This is a genomic window from Nitrospirota bacterium, from assembly GCA_040757335.1.
GTDB lineage: Bacteria > Nitrospirota > Nitrospiria > 2-01-FULL-66-17 > 2-01-FULL-66-17 > JBFLXB01.
Window position 1 is genome coordinate 44,795 of sequence record JBFLXB010000013.1, and the last position, 16,495, is coordinate 61,289.

Consider the following 16,495-nt stretch of genomic DNA (forward strand, 5'->3'; position numbering starts at 1 on the left):
TGTCATGACGCCAAAGAGCGACCGCTCCGCGGTTCGAAGGCTCACGCGCGGCGACGTATCGGCACGCGGCCTCAACGCGCTCTGTCCAGACATCAGCGACGAAGTTCGCCGGGATTTCCTGCGCCGCGTCGATCGCGAGTACCTGTCCCGCTACACACCGGAGCAGATCGCCTCCCATATCAGACTGGCGGCCCGCCTGGACGCGGAGAATCCGGTGGAAAGCCTCGTGGTGTCGCGAGGCGGCCGGCGATTCGAGATTGTCATCATCGCGTTCGACTACTTTGCGGAGTTCTCGATCCTCTGCGGACTGCTGGCCAGCTTCGGGCTGGACATTCAATCAGGCCAGGTTGATACCCTGCCCGCGCCGCGGACGACGCCCCTGGCGGGCCGCCCCCGGCGGCGGTCGCCGCACCCGCGGCGCATGATCGTCGACGTGTTCCAGGTTCGCGTGTCGGACGGCACGACGTTTGATGACGCGCGGCAGGCAGCGTTTCGGTCGGAGCTCCGCGCGCTGATCGCGCTGCTCGAAGGCGGCAAGGTCCACGAGGCCCGGGCCGCGGTGAATCGGCGGGTCGTGGAACGTCTTGCCGAGGCCCGCGCCCCGTTCATGGGTCCGTTGTATCCCATCGACGTGCGATTCGACAATCACGAGTCCGCCCAGTGGACGGTGATGGAGATCCGCGGCAAAGACACCCCGGCCTTTCTCTTTGCGTTCTCGAACGCCCTGGCGTTGCGGGGCATCTACATCCATCGGGTCGTGATCGACAACGTGGGGAGCGAAGTTCGCGACCGACTGTTCCTCGCGGATTCGCGCGGCCGGAAGATCGCGGCGAAACGCGAACAGGATCTGCTGCGGGCCGCGAGTGTGATGATCAAACAGTTCACCCACTCGTTGCCATCGGCCCCCGACCCCGCGAGAGCCGTGGTGTCCTTCGACCTGTTCCTCGACAAGTTGATGGAGGGCGGCGCGTCCCGCTCGGTGGCGTTTCTCCTGAAGGCCGATGTTCGCGACCTCTTGGCGCGCTTGCTGGGCAGCAGCCAATTCCTCTGGGAAGATGTGTTGAGGATGCAGTTTGAGAATCTGCTTCCGATCCTCCGAGACTTCAAGACCGCGGCGCGGCTGCGAACCAAACGCACGATGGCAATCGAGTTGCACCGGTCCGTGATCCGCGCGCGGACGTTGGATCGCCAGACCGATCTCCTCAACCAGTACAAGGACCGGGAGATGTTTCGGATCGACATGGCCCATCTCCTCGGATCTCCCGATCACCTGGTGGAGTTTTCACACGCGCTGACCGATCTTGCCGACGTGGTGTTGGAGGAGGCGCTGCTCATCTGTCGGACGGCGCTCGATCGACGGTACGGCGTTCCCTTGCTGGAAGGCGGCGCGCCCTGTCCCGTTGCCATCTGCGGCCTCGGCAAATTCGGCGGGCGCGAAATGGGGTACGCCTCGGACATCGAAATCCTCTGCGTCTACGGAGGACCGGGACGGACGCGAGGGCGTCATCCGACGGAGAACAGCGTCTACTTCGAGCGACTGGTGCAGGAGATTCGCGACGGCATCCAGGCCAGGCAGGAAGGGATCTTTCATATCGACCTGCGGCTCAGACCGTACGGAAGCGCTGGTCCGTTGGCGTCGCCGCTGGAGCAGATCCGGCGGTACTACAGTGCAACGGGTGAGGCGGCGCCGTTCGAGCGGCAGGCGCTGATCAAGCTACGTTGGGTCGCGGGCGACGAGGAGTTGGGCCGGGAAGTCGAGGCCCATCGCGATGAGTTCGTTTACAGCGATCAGGCGTGGGACTTGGACGCGGCGGTCGACCTCAGACTGCGCCAAATCAGGGAACTGGTGCAGTCCGGGACCACCAACGTGAAATACGGCCCCGGCGGTGTGATCGATATCGAGTACGCGGTGCAGTACCTGCAGGTGATGCACGGGAGGGCGCACCGGCAGGTGCGGACGCCGTCGACCTTGGAGGCGCTCGACGGCCTGTGGCGCGTCGGGGTGCTCTCGCGGAAGGAGCGTGAGCAGCTTCGCGAGGCGTACTTGTTTCTGCGTGCGTTGATCGACGGCCTTCGAATCGTGCGGGGGCACGCGCGCGATCTGGTCCTGCCGGCTCCGGGCTCGGACGACATGATGTTTCTGGCGCGACGGCTCGGTTATACCGGACCGAGCTGGACCCGCGAGGCTGCCAGGTTGGCGACGACGATACGCCGGCACATGGCCACGGCTCACCGTTTCTTCGTCACGCGGTTTGACCGCCGAGACGTTCTGCGCAACGCGGCCCGGATGATGGGCGACGTCCGCGGCCTCTCGAACAGCGAGTGAAAGACCTGATGGACCCGGCCCGCGTGCAGCCGATATTCGTCGAGGAGTTGCTGGGTGGCGGTCGCATCCGGCTTGTCGCGGTAGTCCAATCGCAACGCGCAGATTCGTAACTCCTCCGGATCAATGGGGAGGGAATGGGTCTGCAGTTCATGCACCATCTGGAGGCGATGCTCCACGTTCCGGAGAAACCGATACGCGTCCGTCAACTGTCGAGAGGTGTCGGGTTCCAACAACTGATGGCGTCGAAGCGTGTCGAGCGCTTTCAGGGTATTACGCTCTCGGATAACCGGTAGCCTTCCACCGAAGAAGGCCTGGATCGACTGAACAATGAACTCGATTTCGCGAATGCCGCCGACTCCCAGTTTGACGTTCCGCTCCAATTCGCCTTTGGCCCGTATCTTGCTGTTAATCGTCTCCTTCACTGCGCGGACCTCTGCGAGGTCGTTGAGCGAAAACGGCTGACGGAAGACGAACGACGACACCCGGCGGAGGAACTCCTGCCCGAGCCGTCGGTTTCCTGCCACGGGCCACGCCTTCAGTAAGGCCAGTCGCTCCCAGGTGGCTCCGCGTTTGGTGTAATACCTGAGCGCCTCGCTGAGGTCGGAGGCGATGGGGCCGAATTGGCCTTCGGGGCGGAGGCGCAAATCCGTCCGATACACGTACCCCTCGTTGGTCACCTCGGTCAGCGCCGCGGTGATGGTTTGCGAGAGCCGTTGAAAATATTCCTGGTTCGAGATCCGCGTGGTTGGGCCGCCGGACGGTCGGCCGCTCGTGCTGCCGTCCGCTGAGTCGTAGAGGTAGATCAGATCAACATCAGAACTGAAGTTGAGCTCTCCGCCCCCGAGTTTTCCCATCCCCACGACCGTAAACGCCGCTCGGCCGGGTCGTTTCCCGCGAGGCCTCCGCATCGGCGGGCCGTACTGCGCTCGGAGCAACTGGTCGCACAACTCGTAGATCTGTTGAATGAGAACCTCCGCCAGGACCGTGAGCGCTCCGGTGGTCTGAGCCACGCTCGATCGTCCCAGGAGGTCGCTGACCCCGATGCGCAGGAGCTCCTTTCGCTTGAACACGCTGAGGGTCCTCAGCTGTCCTTCCCGGGTCTTGAGCGTTCGCAACACCCCGGACAGTTCGCGGGCGAGCTCAACCCTGGTCCGGCGACCTTCGAGGACTCCGGGGCCCGCGATCCAGTAGAGATACGGGGGAGTTCGAATCAGGATCTCGGAGAGGAAGGGGCTGCTGGCCAGGAGCTTGGCGAGCAACCACAACGTGTAGGGAGACGCCTTCAAATAGGAAAAGAGTTGGGCCTTGTTGTAGGACGCCTTGGTGAAGCGCTCGAAATAGGTGAGCGCCTGATCGGGATCGGGCGATCGCCCCAGGCAGTCGAGCAACTCGTCGATCACCTCGGCCAGGAGGTGCCGCACGCGCGGTTCATCGGCGATGAGTTGGAGATTCGCGTCGGCCTTGGCGACGTCTTTGAATCGGTAGGGCGTCAGCAACGCGGCGACCTGGTCGGGTTCCAGGCGAGCCGCGAGCAGGAGGTCCTTGGGCGTCAGTGGAGGCAAGATGTTCCGTGCACCGGTGGTCCGACGACCTCCCGGGTCGTCGCGATTGGAGAACCGAATTGCATTATAGGAAGAACGGGTAGTGGAGACAACACGCATCCGGACGGTCATGCCGCCGGGTGGTTTCTTTTCCCGAGGGTCTCGGCTACCATGTGGCGACCATTCGGATCTGCGCACGATGGCTGACGTCCAACGCGACCTTCCCCGCGACATTCTCGCGGTCCTCTTCATCGGTGCCTTGATCGGTGTGTCGCTCTGGATTCTGCGCCCCTTCATTGCGGCGATCATTTGGGCGATGACGATCGTAGTGGCGAGCTGGCCCGTCATGCTGGCGGTGCAGGCCCGGCTGTGGGGCAAACGGACCCTCGCGGTGATGGTGATGACGCTGGTCCTACTGGGTGCTCTGATCCTCCCGTTTCTGGCCGTGATCGGCACGATCGTGGCGAACGCGGACCCGATCGTGGAGTGGGTCCGCTCCATCAGTTTCGACGCGCTGCCCACTCCACCGGAGTGGCTACGCGCGCTTCCGCTGGTCGGCGCGCCGATCGCCGAAGGCTGGGAGCGGATCGCGGCGGAGGGGATTCCGGACCTGTTCGCGAAAGCCGCGCCCTACGCGGACGACGTGGCCAAGTGGTTCGTCGCCCAGGTCGGCAACCTTGGCGTCTTGTTTGCGCACTCCTTGCTGACCATTGTCATCGCCGCGATCCTGTACGCCCAGGGCGAGACCGCGGCCGCGAGCGTGCGACGCTTCGCGGAACGGCTGGCGGGTGCGACCGGAGACGCGGCGGTCCGTCTGGCGGCGCAAGCCATTCGGGGCGTGGCGCTGGGCGTTGTGGTCACCGCATTGATCCAGGCGGGGATCGGCGGCCTGGGCCTTGCCATCGCCGGGGTGCCCTTCGCCGCGGTCCTCACCGGCCTCATGTTTTTCTTAGCCGTAGCCCAGTTGGGGGCCGTGCCCGTGTTGGTGCCCGCGGTGGTGTGGCTCTATTGGCGCGGCGACCCGACCTGGGGGACCTTCCTGCTGGTCGTGACAGTTGTGGTCGGCACGCTCGATAACATCCTGCGTCCGTTGTTGATCAAACAGGGCGCAAATCTTCCCCTCTTGCTCGTGTTTTCCGGCGTCATCGGCGGTCTGATCGCGTTCGGGCTCATCGGGATCTTCGTGGGCCCGGTCGTCCTCGCCGTGGCGTATTCGATGTTCGAGGCATGGGTCAACGAAGGGCGCCAGGCCCAGCCAGCGCCCGCGGAACGAGAGCCGCGCTAAGCGCGGTGTGTGTCAGGCATCACGTTTCTTTATCGCCTCCAGGAACGGACCAACCACGTCCATCGGAAACGGAAAAAGGATGGTATTGCTCTTTTCGTTCGCCATGCCGGCGATGGTCTGCAGGTACCGCAACTGCAGGGCCTGGGGGCTGGCGCTGATTTTCTCCGCGGCCTGCACCAGTTTTTCCGCGGCCTGCAGTTCGCCCTCCGCGTGGATCACCTTGGCGCGTCGTTCGCGTTCGGCCTCGGCCTGGCGGGCGATGGCGCGCACCATGGTGGGATCGATGTCCACGTGTTTGATCTCCACGCTCGAGACCTTGATGCCCCAGGCGTCGGTCGAGGCGTCCAGGAGCCGCTGAATGTCTATGTTGAGCTTGTCGCGTTCCGCCAGCATCTCGTCGAGCTCGTGCTTGCCCAGCACGCTGCGCAACGTGGTCTGCGCGAGTTGCGAGGTGGCGGCCAGAAAATCCTCGACCTGGATGATGGCGCGTTGCGGATCGATCACGCGGAAGTACACCACCGCGTTGACCTTGACCGACACGTTGTCGCGCGAAATCACGTCCTGCGGCGGGACGTCCATGACCACGGTGCGCAGGTCCACGCGCACCATTTGTTGAATCCCCGGGATCACGATGATGAGCCCAGGCCCCTTGACACGCCAAAAACGGCCGAGCAGGAAAATCACGCCCCGCTGATACTCGCGCAGAACGCGGATCGACGCGAAGATCAGGAGCGCGAGCACCACGAGCAGGACGCTGGTCGAGACGAATCCCATATTCATGTCACCGGCCCTCCGTATTGAGCGGTTCCACCACCAACACCAAGCCGTCGCGGCCGATCACCCTGACGCGCTGGCCGGCCGCGACGGGAACTCTGGTCCGTGCCTGCCACTCTTCACTGTGGATGCGAATGCGACCCGCGTCCGCGAATGCCTCCAGCGCCACACCGCTGGCTCCCAGCAGCTCCTCGGCGCCGCTCACCACGGCGCGGCGGCGGGCTTTGAGGGCCAGAGTGACGACCCCGGTGAAGAACGCCGCGCTGAGGGCTGCCACGGTCAGGACCAACGGCCACGCCACCGTGTATCCTTCGACGTCGGTGTCCATCAAGATGATGGATCCGACCACGAAGGCGATCACCCCGCCGATCCCGAGCGCGCCAAAGCTCGGGAGAAACGCCTCTCCAACCATGAACGCGATGCCGAGGAGGATGAGCCCCAAACCCGCGTAGCTGATAGGCAGCACCTGGAAGGCGTAGAGCGCCAACAGCAGACAGATGCCGCCCATCACGCCGGGCAGCACGTACCCCGGGTTCCACAGCTCGAAGAACAGCCCGTAGACCCCCAGCAACAGCAAGATGTAGGCGATGTTGGGGTCGGTGATCACCGACAGCAAACGGTTGCGCCAGTCGGGCTCGAACGCATCGACCTGCATCGCGGTGGTGGAGAGCGTGATGGCGCGACCGTCGATCGTGACCGAGCGTCCGTCGAGCTTGGTGAGGAGATCGGGAACGTCGGTCGCCATCAGGTCCGCGACGTTCATCGTAACGGCCTCGTCCGCCGGGAGGCTTGCGGCCGTGCGGACGGCGCGTTCCGCCCATTCCACGTTGCGCCCGCGCAACTGAGCCAGGCCGCGAATGTAGGCGATCGCGTCGTTCAACGCCTTTTCTTCCATGCCGGGCTTGACGGTCTGGTCCTTATCGTCCGATTGCCGGCTCTCTTCCTTGCTCTCGTCCCGGGTGGGTTTTCGTTTGCCGGGAGCGGGTTCCTCGCTGCCGGGTGCTGGCGCGCCGATCTGCACGGGCGTTGCGGCTCCCAGATTGGTCCCAGGCGCCATCGCGGCGATGTGACTCGCATACAGAATGTACGTCCCGGCGCTCGCGGCGCGCGCACCGGACGGCGCGACAAACGTCGCCACTGGGACCGGGGACGCGAGGATGTCTTTGATGATCGCCCGCGTGGCGGAATCGAGTCCGCCCGGGGTATCAAGCCGCAGGATCACGAGCATGGTTCCACGGGCGTGCGCCCTGGCCAAGCCGCGATGGAGGTAGTCGGCGGTGGCCGGACCGATCGGGCCGTCCCACGCCAAGCAACACGGCGCTGGGCGCGGAGCTCGCGGTCACAGCGACTTGTTCGGCCGCAAAGACTAGCGGACCAATCGCGAGTGCTCCCAGCCCGAGCGCAAGCCAGTCTTGCAGGCGAGGTTGACGCCCCATAGCCACAACTTACCAAAGACGCTCGTCAAAGCGCATCCCCAACCGTGAGGCCCGCTCCGCGAGGCTACAGCGCTTGACGCTGGCTGACGAGTCTTCGTATACTGCGACCGTTCGTTCGGCTCTTAGCGGTGGAGGAACCATCCCCCATGAAGACCGTCAGCACCGAACACGCCAAGCAGGAACTCGGCCGTCTCGTGCAGCACTCGGTCAAGGGGCACGAGGCCTTCCGCATCACGCACGAAGCCGGTGACGCGGTTCTGCTGTCCAGTGAAGACTACGAGACGCTGATTGAAGCGATCGAGGCGTTGAGCGTGTCGTCGCAGCCCTCGATAACCCCACGCGTCGAACGGCCTCGCCGGTAACCCGGCGGTTCCTTTCTCTATCCTCCAGAACCCTTCTCGGAGTTCGGTTCGTAGTCTGCGACGTTTCTTGCCGCGTTCGGCATGATCTGTTACAGTCGCACGCGGAGCCTTTTTCATCAAGGATTTCATCAGGGATGATGATCTCGCCATCGGGATGTCTGCCGGGGACGGAGGGCCTGTGACCGACCGCGGCGTTGCCGTCATCGGGGCCGGGGCCTGGGGTACGGCGCTCGCGCACTTGATCGCAGGCACCGGTCGACCCGTGCGGTTGTGGTGCTACGAACCCGAGGTGGCGGAGGCCATCGCCGCGCGGCGGGAAAACACCCGGTATTTGCCCGGGATCGCGCTCGCGTCGGGGATCGCGCCCACCACCGACCTTGCCGCTGCCGTCTCGGACGCCGAGGCCGTGCTGATGGTCGTGCCTTCTCATGCGCTCCGCGGGGTGTTTTCCCGCGTGGCGTCGGTGCTGCCCACCGAGGTGCCGGTGGTCTCGGCGACCAAGGGGATCGAAGTCGACTCACTGGCGCTCATGACCGACGTGATGCGCGAGCTGTTGCCGGCCGGGCGTCGACATCCGCTCGCCGTGCTCTCCGGGCCCTCGTTTGCGGCCGAGGTCGCCAAGGGCCACCCCACCGCGGTCACGCTCGCGTGCCGCGACCCCAACGTCGCGCGCCAGCTGCAGGAGCTGTTGACCACGACGGCCTTCAAGTTGTTCACGACGCCGGACGTGATCGGCGTGCAGATCGGCGGCGCGCTCAAGAACGTGATCGCCCTGGCGGCGGGGGGGTCGGACGGCCTCGGCTTCGGCGCCAACACGCGCGCGGCGTTGATCACCCGCGGCCTGGCGGAAATCTCGAGATTGGGCGTGGCCATGGGCGGCCAGCCCTGGACGTTTTCCGGGTTGTCGGGTCTCGGCGATCTGATCCTGACGTGTACCGACCGGCAGAGCCGTAACTTCACCGTGGGCTACCGCATCGGCCGCGGCGAGACGTTGGACGCGATTGTCCGCGGCGCGAGCACCGTGGCGGAGGGGGTCATGACGACTCGCGCCGCCTACGCCCTGTCCAGAAAGCACCGCGTGCTCATGCCGATCGTCGAGCAAGTCTACGCCGTGTTGTACGAAGGGAAAGACCCCCGCAAGGCCGTGACCGACCTGATGGAGCCGTCCGTGGGCGACGAGCTGTTTCGCCCGCCGGAGCGGGGCGGGTGGGGTAACGGCACGGCCGCCGGGTGATGAGCGACATCGAGCGCGTGTTGCTCGAGCTGGCCGGAGGGGTGAGCCTCCTTCGGTACGGGTTGCACCTGGCGGGGGAAGGGTTGCAGGCGGTGGCGGGTGCGCGGCTTCGGTACGCCCTCGCCTCGGTGACCAAGAATCGCGTGCTCGGTCTTGGCGCCGGGGCCCTCATTACCGCCATTCTGCAGAGCAGCAGCGCCACGACCGTGATGCTGGTCGGGTTCACGGGCTCGGGCCTGCTCACGCTGCGCCAAGCCATGGCCGTCATTCTCGGCGCCGACGTGGGCACTACGGCGACCGTGCAATTGTTGGCGTTTCCCATCTACCACTACGCCCTGGGCGTGATCGCCGTGGGGTTTCTGCTCTTTTTCTTTGGTCAGCGTCAACGAACCAAGACCTTGGGCACGGCGGTGCTGGGCTTCGGGCTGATCTTTCTCGGTTTGAGGTTGATTTCTTCGGGCGCGGAGCCGTTCGTCAACACGCCGTTGGTGGGCCAGGCGTTTATGGCCCTGGGCGATCATCCCGTGCTCGGCATCGCCGTGTCGACCGCGGTCACGGCCCTGCTGCACAGCAGCGCGGCCACCATCGGCATCGCGCTCGCGCTCTCCTCGCACGGTTTGCTCACGCTGCACGCCGCGCTGCCGATCATTCTCGGCGCCAACGTGGGCACCTGCGCGCCGGCCCTCATTTCCAGCCTCGGGGGCGTGCCGGAAGCCAAACGCGTGGCGGTCGCCCACGCGCTGTTCAAAGTGGGGGGCGTGCTCCTGATCTACCCGGTGCTGCACGTGTTCGAGACGTGGGTCGCCGCGTCGGCAGCGGGCCTTCCGCATCAAATCGCCAACGCCCACACCTTGTTCAACCTCGGCCTGGCGATCGCGTTCCTGCCGTTCACGGTGCCGTTCGCGGCCGTGGTGGCGCGCTTGGTCAAAGAACGACCCCGCGCCGACGAATGGGCCAAGCCCAAATACCTGGATCCCCACGTCTTGGACGTGCCGTCGCTCGCGTTGAGCCAGGCCACGCGGGAGACGCTGCGGATGGCCGATCTGGTCCACGAAATGGTGCGCGATACCATCAAGGCGTTTGAAGACGGCGATCAGGAGTTGGTCGAAGCGATCGAACGCAAGGAGGACTGGGTCGACGCTCTGAACCGGGAAATTAAGCTCTACATCACCAAACTCTCGGAGAAGGCGCTCACCAAGGAGCAACTCGACCGCGAGATGGTGTTGCTCGCGGTGATCAATGATCTCGAGAACATCGGGGATATCGTCGACAAGAATCTGATGGAATTGGCCAAGAAAAAATTGTATAAGGATCTGAGGTTTTCGGAGAGCGGCGTGCGCGAAATGGTGGAGTTGCACGGTTTGGTGGAGAAGAACTTCGAGCGCGTGGTGGCGGCGTTCGCCAGCCAAGATGCGGAAGTCGCCAAACAGGTGATCGAGCAGAAGGCGCGGATCAGCCAGAAAGAGCGTGAGCTCAAGCAGGCGCATATCCATCGCCTGCACGCGGGGCTCCCCGAGTCGATCGAAACGAGCGCGATTCACCTGGACGTGCTCACCAACCTGAAGCGGATCAATTCCCACGTGACCAATATCGCGTACCCGCTCGTGGACCAGCCCCCGGAGGGGTGATGGAACGCGGGCGGTTGCGCGCGCTGCTGGAGGCGGTTCGCGACGGCAAGCGCGACGTGGACGATGCGCTCGCGGCGCTGAGGGATTTTCCATACGAAGCGCTGGGTTTCGCGGCGCTCGATCATCACCGCGACCTGCGGCAGGGCGTTCCCGAGGCCGTGCTGTGCGAGGGGAAAACGTCCGCGGCTGCCGCGGCGATCGTGAAACGACTCGCGGCCTCGGGCGCGCCGGTGATCGCCACGCGCGCCGACGCCAAAGCCGGGCGGGCGATCCAACGGGCGGTTCCTGAGGCGGAATACCACGCGCGGGCCCGCGTCGCGCTGGTCAACGCGCGTCCGCCGGCGGATGCGGGCGGCGTGGTGGTGGTCACGGCGGGGACCGCGGACCTCCCGGTGGCTGAGGAAGCGGCGTTGACCGCCGGGGCGCTGGGCAGCGGCGTCTGTCTGGTTTGCGACGTGGGCGTGGCAGGTGCGCACCGCTTGGTTGACCAGCTCGAGCGCCTGCGCGCGGCGCGTGTGGTGATCGTGGTGGCGGGAATGGACGGGGCGCTTCCCAGTTTGGTCGGCGGCCTGGTGGCCCAACCGGTGATCGCGGTGCCCACGAGCTGCGGCTACGGCGCGCACTTCGGCGGGATCGCCCCCTTATTAACGATGCTCAATTCCTGCGCCGCCGGGGTGGCGGTGGTGAACATCGACAATGGGTTCGGCGCGGGGGTGTTGGCGCATCGGATCGAGCGTCTGGGGCGAGTGGAACCGCAGGCCGGTCGCGTACCGGGCGCCCGCGCCCGGCGCCGGAGGATGAAAACGGACACCCAATGAAGATCGCGTACTTCGACTGCTTTTCGGGGATCAGCGGGGACATGGTCCTTGGTGCGTTGATCGACGCCGGGCTGAGCCTCAAGCGGTTGGAAGAGGCCCTTGCCCCGCTCAAGCTGCCGGGGTACCGGCTTGCGGCCAAGACCGTTGAAAAGGCGGGCGTACGGGCCACCAAGGTGGACGTGGTGGTGGACGACCGCAAGATCCCGATTCGAGATTATCCGCAGATGGTGTCGGTGTTTCGTCAGGGTCGGCTGCCGCGAACGGCGGAAGCGGCCGCGCTGGAGGTGCTGGAGCGCTTGGCGCGGGCCGAGGCCGAGGTCCACGACCGAAAGCTCTCGCAACTGCATTTCCACGAACTCGGCGGCGTGGACACGCTGGTGGACATCGCGGGTGCGGTGCTGGGGTTGTCGCTGTTGGGCGTGGACGAGGTCTACGCGTCGCCGCTCAATATCGGGGGCGGGATGACCCGATCCGCCGCGTTTCCCATCCCGGCGCCGGCGACGGCCGCGCTGTTGGCGGGTATCCCGGTCTACTCCTCGGGGATCGACCGCGAACTGACGACGCCCACCGGGGCCGCGATCATCGGCACGCTCGCCAAGGGGTTCGTTCCGTTCCCCGCGTGTCGGGTCGAAGCGATCGGCCATGGCGCCGGGGAAACCGAGCTGCCGGCCACTCCCAACGTGCTCCGCCTGTTCATCGGCGAGCGGGTGGCTGACCGCGCGTGGGGCGAGGAGCGGGTCGTCCAACTCGAGACCAACGTGGACGACGTGAGCCCCCAGATCTACGACTACCTGATCGAGCGGCTCCAACGCGAGGGGGCGCTCGAGGTGTATCTCACGCCCATCATCATGAAGAAGGGCCGTCCGGGCATCACCGTGGCGGTGCTGGCGCGCGCCGAACACAGCGCGCGGCTGGCGCGCGTGTTGTTCGACGAGACCCCGACCTTGGGCGTGCGCGTGCGCAACGTGGATCGCGTGGTGCTGCCGCGCAGCCTGCAGAGCGTGGCGACCCCGTGGGGGCGGGTGCGCGTGAAGGTGACCCGGCACGACGGTCTGGAGGAGTTCCGCCCGGAATACGACGATTGTCGCAGCCTCGCGGAGGCGACGGGGCGGCCGCTGCGCACGGTGCTGCAGGAGGTCACCGCATTTCTGCGCACGCTCTCGGGTGAAGCGCCGCTCGAGCCGCTGGTGGCGCCGCCCGCGTTGCCGGACGTCGCGCGCGACGGCGGAATCGCGTGGGGCGAACCGATCGAGGGCGAGGCTCAAGTCCGGCCGACGTCGGGTGAAGCCCCCCCCGGCGCCCAACCGGGCGGCGGACGGCGACGGCGATCCCGCCACCGCCGCCGCCGATCACGCGGACATCGACACAAGAAAACCCCCCCGGTATGACGCTCGCGATCCTCGTCACCGCGATGATCGTGGCGATCATCGTGATTCTGGCGGGCAGCGCGCTTTTTACCAACGGCGTGGAATGGCTCGGCAAGAAGCTCGGGGTGTCCGATGGGGTGGTGGGCAGCGTGTTTGCGGGCGTGGGCACCGCGCTGCCCGAAACCGTGATCCCGATCATCGCGATCTTCTTTGGCGACGGCGAGGATCGGCAAGCGATCGGGATCGGGGCCATCCTGGGCGCTCCCTTCATGCTGAGCACGCTGACGCTCCCATTGCTCGGCGCGGGGCTCCTCGCCTTCGCGTTCTTTGGGCGTCGTCCCAACACGTTCAAACTCGACGCGGCGGCGGTCGCCATTGATTTGCGCTTTTTCCTCGCCGGGTACGCCGCGGCGATCGGCTCGGCCATGGTCGATTCCAGGGTCCTGCACGTGTTGGTGGCGGTCGGCTTGGTAGCGCTGTACCTGGTCTATTTGAAAACCATCGTGGGGCACGATGGCGAAAGTCATGGCGAGGCCTTGGCCCCGCTCTACCTGGCGCGCCGGCAGCCGAACCCGCCGACCGCGCTCATCGCCGTTCAGGTGCTCGCCGGGCTGGCCGTGATCATCGGCGGCGCGCACTTGTTCGTGGGGACGGTCCAATCCGTGGCCACGATAGCAGGCGTCTCTCCCCTGCTGTTGTCGCTGCTGATCACCCCGGTGGCGACCGAGCTGCCCGAAAAACTCAACAGCCTTATCTGGATTGCTCAAAAGAAAGACACCCTGGCGGTCGGGAACATCACGGGTGCGATGGTGTTCCAGGGCACGTTTCCGGTTGCCGTCGGACTGATCGGCACCCCGTGGCGCCTCGACACCTACGGGATGGTCAGCGCGTGGATCGCGTTGATCGCGGGCGCAGCCCTCTATGCCACGATCGCCACGCGTCGCACGTGGCGCCCGGCCTACCTTGTTGCGGGTTCGCTGTTGTACCTGGGCTTCGGGGTCTACGTGGCCAATTGGTAACCCCGGAGGATACCGCGCTCGTCTCGCGTTTGGGGGCGGCGCAGTGGTAGAATTCGTCGGGCGGTAAGGTCAATCGTGCGGGACAGCGTACAAAGACGGATCGTGTTGTCGATCCTGATCGTGGGCGTGGCGTCGCTCCTGGTGGGGCTGTCCCTCGTCTACTTCATCGGCAAGTCCACGCTCAAACGCACGATCGGCGCCAACTTCGAGGAGTTGGCCGACGTGACCGCCAAAAAGCTCGATGAGTCGATCAATCACCACGTCGAACAAGCCGTGTTCCTGGCCGGTCTCAAGGAGGTGTTCGCCGTGGTCGAGCGCTCCAACGCGCGTCCTCCCTCGCCGGCGTTGGACGGACAGATCCAGAGCGACTGGCCTCAACTGGGTGCCGCGGATCGCGAAGTGTCGCAGGTCGTCGAGAACCCCGCCGCCGAGGCGTTTCGCGCATTCATGCTGATGGCGGGGCAACAGGCGCTCGACCATCCCACCCACGAGATCGTCTTGGCCGCCGACGCGCGCGGCCGCGTGGTGGCCGCGACGCGCAAACCTTCGGCGTCCGCCTACGGCGAAACCGCCTGGTGGCGGGAATCCTACGCCAACGGCCAGGGGCGCCTGTTCCTGAGCGACGTGTTGTTCGACGACAACCTCGGGCGGTACGTGTTTATCATCGCCACCCCGATCCGGCGCGACGGCCGCGTCGAAGGGGTGCTGGCCATGGTCCACGATGCGCGGGCCTTCTACCAATGGGTGACCTCGATCCAGGTCGGCCGAACCGATCATACGATGCTGGTGGCCTCCGACGGGACGCTGCTGTTCTGCCCGGTGTTTCCCATCAAGAGCCACACGTTGCACCCGACGCTGGTCGCGTCGGTGGTCAGGGGCGGGCGCGGGTGGGGTACCACCACCCACGACGTGCACTACCCCGGCTCGGAAGCGATCAACGGCTTCGCCCCGGTCCGGGCGTCGACCATGCCGGGGACCAGCTTCGGCGGCAAGGTCTGGTACATCTTCACCAGTCAGGACCCCCGCGAGACCTACGGACCGGTCTACACGCTGTTGCTCTGGATCATCGCGTCGGGAGCGGCCGCGATCGGGTTGTTGATTCTCCTGGGGCTCGCGGCGGCCAAACGCATCGTCCGGCCCATTCAGATCGTGCAGGCCGGGGCGCAAGTGATTGGAAACGGCAATCTCAATCACCGCATCCACGTGGACACCGACGATGAAATCGGCGTGCTGGCGAAGGGGATCAACGAGATGGCCGCCAAACTATCCACCTCGTACAACGAGCTGGAACGGATGGTGGAAGAACGCACGCGAGCGCTCGCGCAACGCACGAGTCAGCTCGAGCAGCGCAATCAGGAATTGTTCCTCCTGTACGCCATCGCGTCGTCGCTCAACAAAGCGCAGTCGCTCGACGATGTGCTGGGTGAATTGCTGAACAAAGTGCTCGGTGGCGTGGAGGCGCACGCGGTGTTTATTGGATTGGCCGAACCCGACCGCGGCGTGACGCTCCACGGGCGGCCGCACGCGATCGCGGCGCAGGACGAGATGACCCACCTCGCGGAATCGGTCGTCCAGCAGGTGTTGGCCGCCGGCGATTTGGTCGTGGTGCCCGACACCAGCCAAGACCTCGAGTATCACGCCTTCACCCGCCAAGCGAAGGCCTTGATCGGCATTCCGCTCCGCGCCAAAGACAAGACCGTGGGCGCCATCGTGCTGGCTTACCTGAAGCCGCGTGTTCCCACGCCCGAGGAACGGGAGTTCTTCGGCTCGATCGGCCATCAAGCGGGGGTGGTGGTGGAAAACGCCAGGCTCTTCGCCGTGTTCAAGAACCTCGCCAGCTCTTGATTGCTCCGGATCATCCGGTCGACATCTCCGCGGTGCACCCACCACTCCGTCCTCGCAAGTCCCTCGGACAGTGTTTTCTCACGGATCGCCGCATCGCGGAAAAAATCGTGGGCTTGGCCGACGTGACGCGCGAGGACCGCGTGGTGGAGATCGGTCCCGGGCGGGGGATCCTGACGCGACTGCTCGCCGAACGCGCGGGCGAACTGACCGCCGTCGAGTTGGACAGCCGTTGGCACGCGGCGTTGCAGGCCGAATTCGGACAGACCGCGCACGTGCGAGTGGTGCACGCCGATGCGTTGACGTACCGATTCGAAGACCTGGCATCCCCGTTCAAGGTCGTCGCCAACCTGCCCTATTACCTGTCCACGCCGATCTTGTTTCGACTGCTCGGGCTCCGTGGGCGGGTCGGCCTGATGGTGCTCATGCTGCAGCGGGAAGTGGTGGACCGTCTGGTGGCGCGACCGCACACGAAAGCCTACGGGGCGCTGTCCGTGATGGTGGCCTACGCGGCCGAAGTTCGGAAGGGTTTTACGGTCGCGCCGGGAAGTTTTCATCCACGACCGGCCGTGCACTCGGCGGTGGTGACGATCGCGCCGCGGCCTTCGCCCGCCATTGCCGTGCGAGACGAGGCCGTGCTGATTCCCCTCGTGCGCGCCGCGTTCGCACACCGGCGCAAGATGCTGGCGAACGCGCTCAAGGACGAGGGATTCGACGCGGCCCGGCTTGAGGCGGCCCTGCGGAAAGCGGAGATCGACGGCACGCGGCGCGGCGAAACCCTCGACCTCGGGGAGTTCGGGCGTTTGGCCGACGCACTGGTCGAAGCCTAGTCTCTCCGTCGGGAACGGAGGTGACGCCTGTTC

General features: G+C 65.6%; 13 protein-coding genes. 10 read left to right on the forward strand and 3 right to left on the reverse strand.

Annotated features, from left to right (window positions below):
• The first annotated feature begins 4 nt into the window (after positions 1 to 4).
• Positions 5 to 2,326, forward strand: a complete 2,322-nt coding sequence (locus AB1451_08735; GenBank protein ID MEW6682995.1) for a hypothetical protein — start codon at positions 5 to 7, stop codon at positions 2,324 to 2,326.
• Here AB1451_08735 and AB1451_08740 read toward each other — a convergent pair.
• The gene (locus tag AB1451_08740; protein MEW6682996.1) at positions 2,230 to 3,888 is read right to left on the reverse strand and encodes a hypothetical protein; all 1,659 of its coding nucleotides are present in this window, start codon (positions 3,886 to 3,888) and stop codon (positions 2,230 to 2,232) included. The genes AB1451_08735 and AB1451_08740 overlap by 97 nt on opposite strands.
• Positions 3,889 to 4,066: 178 nt before the next feature.
• Here AB1451_08740 and ydiK point away from each other — a divergent pair, with 178 nt between their 5' ends.
• Positions 4,067 to 5,152 carry an AI-2E family transporter YdiK gene (gene ydiK / locus AB1451_08745; GenBank protein ID MEW6682997.1) on the forward strand — a complete coding sequence of 362 codons (1,086 nt, stop codon included), beginning with the start codon at positions 4,067 to 4,069 and terminating at the stop codon, positions 5,150 to 5,152.
• Between the two features lie 12 nt (positions 5,153 to 5,164).
• Here ydiK and AB1451_08750 read toward each other — a convergent pair whose 3' ends face one another.
• On the reverse strand, positions 5,165 to 5,926 hold the full coding sequence (locus tag AB1451_08750) for a slipin family protein (protein ID MEW6682998.1): 762 nt from the start codon (positions 5,924 to 5,926) through the stop codon (positions 5,165 to 5,167).
• 7 nt (positions 5,927 to 5,933) lie between these two features.
• On the reverse strand, positions 5,934 to 7,235 hold the full coding sequence (locus AB1451_08755; protein ID MEW6682999.1) for a nodulation protein NfeD: 1,302 nt from the start codon (positions 7,233 to 7,235) through the stop codon (positions 5,934 to 5,936).
• A 273-nt stretch (positions 7,236 to 7,508) separates the two neighbouring features.
• On the opposite strand from AB1451_08755, the gene AB1451_08760 reads away from it, so the two are divergent.
• The 8 genes from AB1451_08760 to rsmA all read left to right on the forward strand — a co-directional run bounded on the left by AB1451_08760 (position 7,509) and on the right by rsmA (position 16,462).
• Positions 7,509 to 7,724, forward strand: a complete 216-nt coding sequence (locus tag AB1451_08760; protein MEW6683000.1) for a type II toxin-antitoxin system Phd/YefM family antitoxin — start codon at positions 7,509 to 7,511, stop codon at positions 7,722 to 7,724.
• A 178-nt stretch (positions 7,725 to 7,902) separates the two neighbouring features.
• Positions 7,903 to 8,958, forward strand: a complete 1,056-nt coding sequence (locus tag AB1451_08765; protein ID MEW6683001.1) for an NAD(P)H-dependent glycerol-3-phosphate dehydrogenase — start codon at positions 7,903 to 7,905, stop codon at positions 8,956 to 8,958.
• Positions 8,958 to 10,586, forward strand: a complete 1,629-nt coding sequence (locus tag AB1451_08770; protein ID MEW6683002.1) for a Na/Pi cotransporter family protein — start codon at positions 8,958 to 8,960, stop codon at positions 10,584 to 10,586. Before AB1451_08765 ends, AB1451_08770 begins: the two co-directional genes overlap by 1 nt.
• Positions 10,586 to 11,404 (forward strand): nickel pincer cofactor biosynthesis protein LarB, encoded by an 819-nt coding sequence (larB, locus tag AB1451_08775; protein ID MEW6683003.1) that lies wholly within the window; start codon positions 10,586 to 10,588, stop codon positions 11,402 to 11,404. The genes AB1451_08770 and larB overlap by 1 nt, the downstream gene beginning before the upstream one ends.
• Entirely contained in the window at positions 11,401 to 12,792 is a 1,392-nt protein-coding gene (larC, locus tag AB1451_08780) for a nickel pincer cofactor biosynthesis protein LarC (protein ID MEW6683004.1), read from the forward strand. The genes larB and larC overlap by 4 nt, the downstream gene beginning before the upstream one ends.
• Positions 12,789 to 13,790: a sodium:calcium antiporter gene (locus AB1451_08785; protein ID MEW6683005.1), complete on the forward strand. Its 1,002-nt coding sequence runs from the start codon at positions 12,789 to 12,791 to the stop codon at positions 13,788 to 13,790. Before larC ends, AB1451_08785 begins: the two co-directional genes overlap by 4 nt.
• A gap of 102 nt (positions 13,791 to 13,892) precedes the next feature.
• Complete coding sequence (locus AB1451_08790; protein ID MEW6683006.1) at positions 13,893 to 15,635, forward strand: cache domain-containing protein; 1,743 nt, start codon at positions 13,893 to 13,895, stop codon at positions 15,633 to 15,635.
• The gene (gene rsmA / locus AB1451_08795) at positions 15,632 to 16,462 is read left to right on the forward strand and encodes a 16S rRNA (adenine(1518)-N(6)/adenine(1519)-N(6))-dimethyltransferase RsmA (GenBank protein MEW6683007.1); all 831 of its coding nucleotides are present in this window, start codon (positions 15,632 to 15,634) and stop codon (positions 16,460 to 16,462) included. The genes AB1451_08790 and rsmA overlap by 4 nt, the downstream gene beginning before the upstream one ends.
• Positions 16,463 to 16,495: the final 33 nt, after the last annotated feature.

Bases quoted from the DNA above. Each gene is read 5' to 3' on its own strand.
- AB1451_08735 (MEW6682995.1), top strand. From the start codon at position 5: ATGACGCCAAAGAGCGACCGCTCCGCGGTTCGAAGGCTCACGCGCGGC.
- ydiK (MEW6682997.1), top strand. From the start codon at position 4,067: ATGGCTGACGTCCAACGCGACCTTCCCCGCGACATTCTCGCGGTCCTC.
- AB1451_08750 (MEW6682998.1), bottom strand. From the start codon at position 5,926: ATGGGATTCGTCTCGACCAGCGTCCTGCTCGTGGTGCTCGCGCTCCTG.
- AB1451_08760 (MEW6683000.1), top strand. From the start codon at position 7,509: ATGAAGACCGTCAGCACCGAACACGCCAAGCAGGAACTCGGCCGTCTC.
- AB1451_08770 (MEW6683002.1), top strand. From the start codon at position 8,958: ATGAGCGACATCGAGCGCGTGTTGCTCGAGCTGGCCGGAGGGGTGAGC.
- larB (MEW6683003.1), top strand. From the start codon at position 10,586: ATGGAACGCGGGCGGTTGCGCGCGCTGCTGGAGGCGGTTCGCGACGGC.
- larC (MEW6683004.1), top strand. From the start codon at position 11,401: ATGAAGATCGCGTACTTCGACTGCTTTTCGGGGATCAGCGGGGACATG.
- AB1451_08785 (MEW6683005.1), top strand. From the start codon at position 12,789: ATGACGCTCGCGATCCTCGTCACCGCGATGATCGTGGCGATCATCGTG.